Origin of the sequence: Microbacterium sp. B19, from assembly GCF_000333395.1 — a bacterium.
GTDB lineage: Bacteria > Actinomycetota > Actinomycetes > Actinomycetales > Microbacteriaceae > Microbacterium.
This window is the reverse complement of record NZ_BADA01000118.1, coordinates 1-6410: the sequence shown is the minus strand read 5'-3', so window position 1 is coordinate 6410 and position 6410 is coordinate 1. Positions and strand designations below refer to the sequence as shown.

The 6410-nt window shown below is 70.0% G+C and carries 7 protein-coding genes and 2 pseudogenes; 5 read left to right on the top strand and 4 right to left on the bottom strand.

Annotation, left to right across the window (positions count from 1 at the left end):
• Positions 1-218 (bottom strand): annotated as a pseudogene (locus tag I5G_RS04605) (glutamine amidotransferase); the annotation flags it as partial.
• Between the two features lie 68 nt (positions 219-286).
• On the opposite strand from I5G_RS04605, the gene I5G_RS04600 reads away from it, so the two are divergent.
• Both I5G_RS04600 and I5G_RS04595 read left to right on the top strand, forming a co-directional pair.
• Positions 287-514, top strand: a complete 228-nt coding sequence (locus I5G_RS04600; protein ID WP_022878009.1) for a hypothetical protein — start codon at positions 287-289, stop codon at positions 512-514.
• A complete protein-coding gene (locus I5G_RS04595) occupies positions 511-1152 on the top strand; it encodes a CYTH domain-containing protein (RefSeq protein ID WP_022878008.1) in 642 nt (213 codons plus the stop codon). The genes I5G_RS04600 and I5G_RS04595 overlap by 4 nt, the downstream gene beginning before the upstream one ends.
• A 60-nt stretch (positions 1153-1212) precedes the next feature.
• Here the strand turns inward: I5G_RS04595 and lpdA are convergent.
• Together lpdA and I5G_RS20620 are read right to left on the bottom strand one after the other, a co-directional pair.
• A pseudogene (gene lpdA, locus I5G_RS20625) lies at positions 1213-2612 on the bottom strand (dihydrolipoyl dehydrogenase).
• Positions 2613-2621: 9 nt separating this feature from the next.
• A complete protein-coding gene (locus tag I5G_RS20620) occupies positions 2622-3263 on the bottom strand; it encodes a copper resistance CopC family protein (protein ID WP_022878007.1) in 642 nt (213 codons plus the stop codon).
• Between the two features lie 253 nt (positions 3264-3516).
• Between I5G_RS20620 and I5G_RS04580 the strand changes: the two genes are divergently transcribed.
• From I5G_RS04580 to I5G_RS04570, 3 genes are all read left to right on the top strand, one after another.
• Entirely contained in the window at positions 3517-4011 is a 495-nt protein-coding gene (locus I5G_RS04580; RefSeq protein ID WP_022878006.1) for an FHA domain-containing protein, read from the top strand.
• Entirely contained in the window at positions 4011-4697 is a 687-nt protein-coding gene (locus I5G_RS04575; protein ID WP_022878005.1) for a MerR family transcriptional regulator, read from the top strand. The genes I5G_RS04580 and I5G_RS04575 overlap by 1 nt, the downstream gene beginning before the upstream one ends.
• A gap of 96 nt (positions 4698-4793) precedes the next feature.
• Positions 4794-5336 (top strand): MerR family transcriptional regulator, encoded by a 543-nt coding sequence (locus tag I5G_RS04570; protein WP_022878004.1) that lies wholly within the window; start codon positions 4794-4796, stop codon positions 5334-5336.
• 148 nt (positions 5337-5484) lie between these two features.
• On the opposite strand, the gene I5G_RS04565 is transcribed toward I5G_RS04570, so the two are convergent.
• Entirely contained in the window at positions 5485-6297 is an 813-nt protein-coding gene (locus tag I5G_RS04565) for a ParA family protein (RefSeq protein WP_022878003.1), read from the bottom strand.
• Positions 6298-6410 lie beyond the last annotated feature (113 nt).

Sequence of the window (6410 nt, the reverse complement as noted above, 5' to 3'; positions counted from 1 at the left end):
GACGCGTGAACGGGGCTCCCGCCGACGAGGATTCCGGCGACGTCGTCGAGGTCGATGTCGGCATCGGGCTCGCGCTCGAGACGGACCCTCCTCAGCCGCTCGGAGGGCAGGCCCGTGAACCGCAGGAACAGCGCGTATTCCTCGTCCGCGGGGAGGTCCTGCGCGCGGGTCGCGAGGAGCACGAACGGCTTGTCACCGGGGAGGTCCGCGCTCGTCACCCGAGCGAGTCTAGGCGAGGGGTGTCAAGGCGCGGGCGGCGCGCGGGGGCCCGGTCTACGCTGGGGCCATGGCTATTGCACGACTGACCGGAGGCCCGCTCGACGGGCAGGTGATCCCGCTCGAGAACCAGTCCGACGACTCGCTGATCCTTCCCTACAGCGAAGGCCAGCTGGTCTACCGCCGCGAGGGCGGGCTCGAGCACACGGGGGAGTCCGACGGTCCGACCCAGGCGGTCTTCGCCTACGTCGAGGAGACCGAGGACATCAACCCGGACGTCGACGGACGCGACGATTGAGCAAGACCGCGCCGGGTTCGTCGTCGGTCGAGGTCGAGTCGAAGTACGACGTCGAGACCGACACGCCCCTCCCGGACTGGTCGGGTGTGCCCGGCGTCGCCCGCGTGGGTGAGGCCGAGCCGCGCGACCTCGACGCTCGCTACGTCGACACCGCCGGAGCCGACCTGGCGCGCAACGGCGTCGCCGTGCGGCGACGTCAGGGCGGCCCCGACGAGGGCTGGCACATCAAGGCCCCCGCCGAGGGTGGACGCTCGGAGACGCAGTGGCCGCTCGGCGACTTCGGTGACCCGGATGCCGACCCGGTCGTTCCCGACGAGATCCAGGATGCCGTCGCGTCCTGGGCGCGCGGACCGTTCCTGCCCCTCGCGCGCGTGCGCAACCACCGCACCGCCTATGCCCTGCTCGACGCGGAGGGAGGGGTCGTCGCGGAGTTCGTCGACGACCGCGTCCGGGCGCGCGATGAGCGCCGTGGCGTGGAGTCCGAGTGGCGCGAGTGGGAGGTCGAGCTCGGTCCCGCCGGCCCCGCCGACGACGCCGGCCGCGAGGCGCTGTTCGCCGCGGTCGATGCGGCCGTGTTCGCGGCAGGCGGTCGGCCCGCGGCATCCGGTTCCAAGCTCGCCCGCACGCTCGGTCACTGACCTCTTCTCAACGCGAAAGCCCGCCCGGCGAACCCGGGCGGGCTTTCGTCGTGAGGGTGATCAGAGGTTGATCATGTGGCCGACGAGGCCGTGGAACGCCTCCTGCAGACCCTCCGACAGCGTCGGGTGCGTGTGCACGTTGCGCGCGGCCTCGAGCGCGGTGAGGTCCCATTTCTGCGCGAGCGTGAGCTCGGGGAGGAGTTCGGAGACGTCGGGGCCGATGAGGTGGCCGCCGATGAGCTCGAGCGTCTCGGCGTCGGCGACGAGCTTGACGAAGCCGACGGGCTCGCCCAGGGCCGTTGGCTTTGCCGTTGGCCGGAAAAAGGGAACTTCGCGACCTTGATGTCGGGTCCGGCGTCGCGGGCCTGCTGCTCGGTGAGGCCGAAGGAGGCGACCTGCGGGTTGCAGAACGTGGCGCGGGGCATGTTGCGGTAGTCGCCGAGGGTCTGGGTCTCGGCGTTTCCGATGGTCTCGGCCGCGACGACGCCCTGGGCTTCGGCGACGTGCGCGAGCTGGAGCTTCGCGGTGACGTCACCGATGGCGTAGATGTGGGGGACGTTGGTGCGCATGTGGTCGTCGATGTCGATCGCGCCGCGTTCGGTGAGCTTGACACCGGTGTTCTCGAGGCCGAACCCGTCGACCTTGGGCGCGAAACCGATGGACATGAGCACGCGGTCGGCGTCGATGGAGCCGGTGGCGCCGTCCTTGCCGGTGTAGGCGACGGTGACCTTGTCGCCGTGGTCGGTGACGGAGTCGACCTTGGTGGAGGTGAGGATGTCCACGCCGTAGGACTTGTACTGGCGCTGGATCTCCTTGGAGACCTCGGCGTCCTCGTTGGGGAGGGCACGGTCGAGGAACTCGATGATCGTGACCTTCACGCCGTAGTTCGTCAGCACGTACGCGAACTCCATGCCGATGGCGCCGGCGCCGACGATGACGATGGAGCCGGGGAGCTCGCGGTTGAGGATCTGCTCCTCGTAGGTGACGACGTTCTCGGACAGGGTCACGCCGGGGAGGAGGCGGACGGTGGAGCCGGTAGCGATGATGACGTTGTCGAAGGTGACCTGCTCGGTCGACCCGTCCGCCTTGGTGACGTCGAGGGTGTGGTCGTCGACGAAGTGGCCGCGGCCTTCGTACTCGGTGACCTTGTTCTTCTTCATCAGGTAGTGGATGCCCTTGACGTGGCCGGCCGCGACCGACCGGGACCGGTCGAAGGCGGTGCCGAAGTCGAAGTGCACGTCACCCGAGATGCCGAACAGGTCGGCCTTCGCGTGGAACGTGTGCGCGAGGTCGGCGTTGCGCAGCAGAGCCTTGGAGGGGATGCAGCCGACGTTGAGGCACACACCGCCCCAGTACTTCTGTTCGATGACCGCGACCGACAGCCCCAGCTGCGCGCCGCGCACGGCTGCGACGTACCCGCCGGGACCCGCACCAAGAATGACCAGATCGTAATGAGGCATGCCCTCAGCCTATCGTCCGGCGGTGCCCGCGGAGCCGCTTCCCGGGGTGCCCCCGCGGCCTCGCACGACGAACAGCCAGACCACGAGCCCGACGACGACGAGGAGCGCCACGGCGAGCAGGATCCAGGGCAGGGGAGAGGCATCCGAGGTGGTCTCGACCGGTGCCGGGGTCTCGGTGACCGTGACGGTCGGCTGCGGGGTCGAGGCGCTCGTGGGTGTCGCCGTCGGAGTGGGGGTGGGCGTGGGTGTGGGAGCCGCCGGGACGGTGAAGGAGAACGTCCCGTCGATCGGGTGTCCGTCGCCGGAGACGACGCGCCACACCACGGTGACGACACCGGATGCCGGTCCCGCCAGCGCCTGCGTCACGACGGGGCCCGAGACGGTGGGCGCGCCGTCGGTCAGCGCGGTTCCGGCCGCGTCGGTGACCTGGATCACGGTCGCGCCGGCGGCATCCAGGATGTCCGCGCTGTAGGTGAGGGTGATCTGCGCCGGCAACGCGTCGAGCACGGAGTCGGCCGAGGGATCGGACGACACCAGCTCGTCATGGGCGAACGCGGGAGCAGCCGGGAGGAGCAGCGCCGCGAGCGCGACGGCCGCGGCGGCCAGGACGGCGGGCAGGGAGCGCCGACGCGGCGCGGGAGTCGTGATCACGCCACCGACCCTAGCGATCGCCCCTGCATCGGACCGGTGAGCCGTCCCCGGATGAATGACGCACGGGGTGATCCGGACTCGACAGGGCCGACCGGGATCGGTAGGTTCGAGTGTCCCCCCGTCACTGCGAGCCGCTACCCGAAAGCGGTGCGCGTCCCGACATCGGACACACGTATACCCCATGGCCTGCGAGAGGTCGATCGGCCCCTTCGGCTCGGAGGCGGTCGGCTATGGTGGAAATGAAGGAGAAGCCGTGGACGAGACCCGCAGATTCGAGCGCGACGACATTCGACGCGCTGCCGACGCCGCCGCGTCCGACCGCTCGCACGACACGACCCAGACGTTCGGCCATGACGCCGATCTGTCCTTCGTCCCGTTCGGAGCCGACCTCACCGAAGCCGAGCTCGAGGCGATCGACGCCCTCCCCTCGGGTGCCGCGCTCCTGATCGTCCGCTCCGGCCCGACGACCGGTGCCCGGTACCTGCTCGACACCGATGTCACCACCGTCGGCCGTCACCCCGAAGCCGACATCTTCTTCGACGACGTCACCGTCTCCCGTCGTCACGCCGAGATCACCCGCTCGGGCAGCTCGTTCGAGATCGTCGACCAGCGCTCGCTCAACGGGAGCTACGTCAACGGCGAGCGGGTCGACCGTTCGGCGCTGCTCAACGGCGCCGAGGTGCGCATCGGCAAGTTCCGCCTGAACTTCTTCGGCTCGCCCGTCGACCTCCCGCCGGCAGAGCACTGATGGCGGCAGCCCCCGCCCGCGGTCGTCCGGCGGCCTCGGGGCTGTTGAGCATCGGACAGGTGCTGGCGCGACTCACCCCCGAGTTCCCCGCGCTGTCCTCCAGCAAGCTGCGCTTCCTCGAGGTGCAGGGCATCGTCTCGCCGACCCGCACCGAGTCGGGCTACCGCAAGTTCTCGCCCGCCGACCTGGAGCGGCTGCGCCTCGCGCTGACGCTGCAGCGCGACCATTACCTCCCGCTCGCCGTGATCCGCGAGTACCTCGCCGACGTCGACGCGGGCCGCAATCCCGCGCCGCCCACGGCGATCGCGTCCATGACGAACGCGCCGCGCCGCTACCGCCGCGACGAGCTGCTCTCGGCGGCCGGAGCGGCACCGCAGCTCCTCAACGACGCGATCAGCACGGGCGTGATCACCGGCGCCGAGACCTACAGCGAGCAGACCGTGTCGCTGCTGCGCACGCTCGTCGCCCTCGATCGCCACGGCATCGAGCCGCGGCACGTGCGCTCGCTCCGGCAGAGCGCGGAGCGCGAGGCATCCCTCGTCGAATCCGCCCTCGCGGCGCTGCTCCGCCGTCCCGACGCGGCCTCGCGAGCGCGCGCGAGCGAGCTCGCGCCCGAGCTCGCGGCACGTCTGGACGAGGTCCGGACGCTGTTCGTGCGCGAAGCCATCGACCGGATGCTGTCCTGATCGCGACACGCCGACCCCCTCGGCCCGGATGTCGTTGCCGGGGGACCTCCGCTGATCTAGCGTGGGAACAACGAGCCGATGAGGAGGGACGCGAGCATGACCGCTGGCGACGCACTCGGTGAACCCCGGTTCGCCACCGAACTCCTCTTCACCGACGGACTCCCCGAGATGGACGACGACACGGGGTACCGCGGCGCCGTCGCGGCCCGCGCCGCCGGCATCACGTACCGCCAGCTCGACTACTGGGCCCGCACCGAACTCGTCGTCCCCACCGTGCGCGGTGCGAGCGGCTCCGGTTCGCAGCGGCTCTACGGCTTCCGCGACATCCTCGTCCTGAAGCTCGTGAAGCGTCTGCTCGACACCGGTATCTCTCTCCAGCAGATCCGCACCGCCGTCGACCAGCTGCGCGCCGCGGGCATCCGCGACCTCGCGGGCACGACGCTCATGAGCGACGGCGCCTCGGTGTACCTGTGCACGTCGAACGACGAGGTCATCGACCTCGTCAGCCGCGGCCAGGGAGTGTTCGGCATCGCCGTCGGCAAGGTCCTCCGCGAGGTCGAGTCGACGCTCGTCGACTTCGAGTCCGCGACCGAGGCCGTCGACGAGCTCGCCGCCCGTCGCGCCGCGCGCACCGCCTGACGCGCCCCCATACGAAAGAACCCCGGATGCCTGGCATCCGGGGTTTCTCTATCTTCCATCTCTCGCGTGAGAGGTCAAAAATTGTCGCCTGGGGCGGTACGCAGGCGACAAATCTTGACCTCTCACGCGCGCGGGACTGCGCGAGAAGCTACGCCTGGGGGGAGTCGGATGCCACCGGGATCCGGCCGGTGCGGACGATCCGGTCGAGCAGCGCGTCGAAGTCGGCGGCCAGCTCCTGCGCGGAGTCGCCGGGCCACACGTGCAGCGGCTTCGCGGCGCCCTGCGCCTGCTGGAGCGACGTGCGCTCGGGCAGCTGCGGGTTCAGGACCAGCGGGCCAAACATGTCGCGCAGTTCCTTGATGCGGAACTGGTGCTCGATCGACTGCGGGCGCACGCGGTTCACGACGACGCCGAGCGGCTGGAGGCGAGGCGAGAGACCACGGCGGATCTCCTCGATCGCGCGGAGCGCGCGGTCGGCCGCAGCGACGGAGAACAGGCCGGGCTCGGTCACGACGATCACGCGGTCGCTCGCCGCCCACGCCGTGCGGGTCAGCGCGTTCAGCGACGGGGCGCAGTCGATCAGGACGAGGTCGTAGTCGGCCTCGATCGTGGCGAGGGCCTCTTCCAGCTTCCACACGTCGCGCACGCTCGGGTGCGGACCGTCGAAGTTGATGGCCGACGGGCTGCCGATGAGCACGTCGATCGTGCCGGGGTGGACCTTCGCCCAGCCGCTGGAGGTGATCGCCTGACGGACGACCTTCTCCTTCGGGTTGGCCAGGACGTCGGCGATGTTCAGCCGACCGGCGACCTGGATGTCCATACCGGTGGACACATCGGACTGCGGGTCGAGGTCGACGACGAGAGTGCGAACGCCACGTGCGAAGGCGGCGGAGGCCAGCCCGAGCGTCACGGTCGTCTTGCCGACCCCGCCTTTCAAAGAGCTGACGGAGAGTACGTGCACGAGCGTCTACGTTACCTTCCCCTAGGCTGTGAGCACATTCAGCTCCGTCGGCTTGACGTAAGAAAGGGCATGTTCTCGAAAATCCGACTCTAGAGGTACCCCGGGACCGAGCT

Excerpts from the sequence above, each read along its gene's own strand:
- I5G_RS04600 (WP_022878009.1), top strand. The coding sequence starts at position 287 with ATGGCTATTGCACGACTGACCGGAGGCCCGCTCGACGGGCAGGTGATC.
- I5G_RS04575 (WP_022878005.1), top strand. The coding sequence starts at position 4,011 with ATGGCGGCAGCCCCCGCCCGCGGTCGTCCGGCGGCCTCGGGGCTGTTG.
- I5G_RS04570 (WP_022878004.1), top strand. The coding sequence starts at position 4,794 with ATGACCGCTGGCGACGCACTCGGTGAACCCCGGTTCGCCACCGAACTC.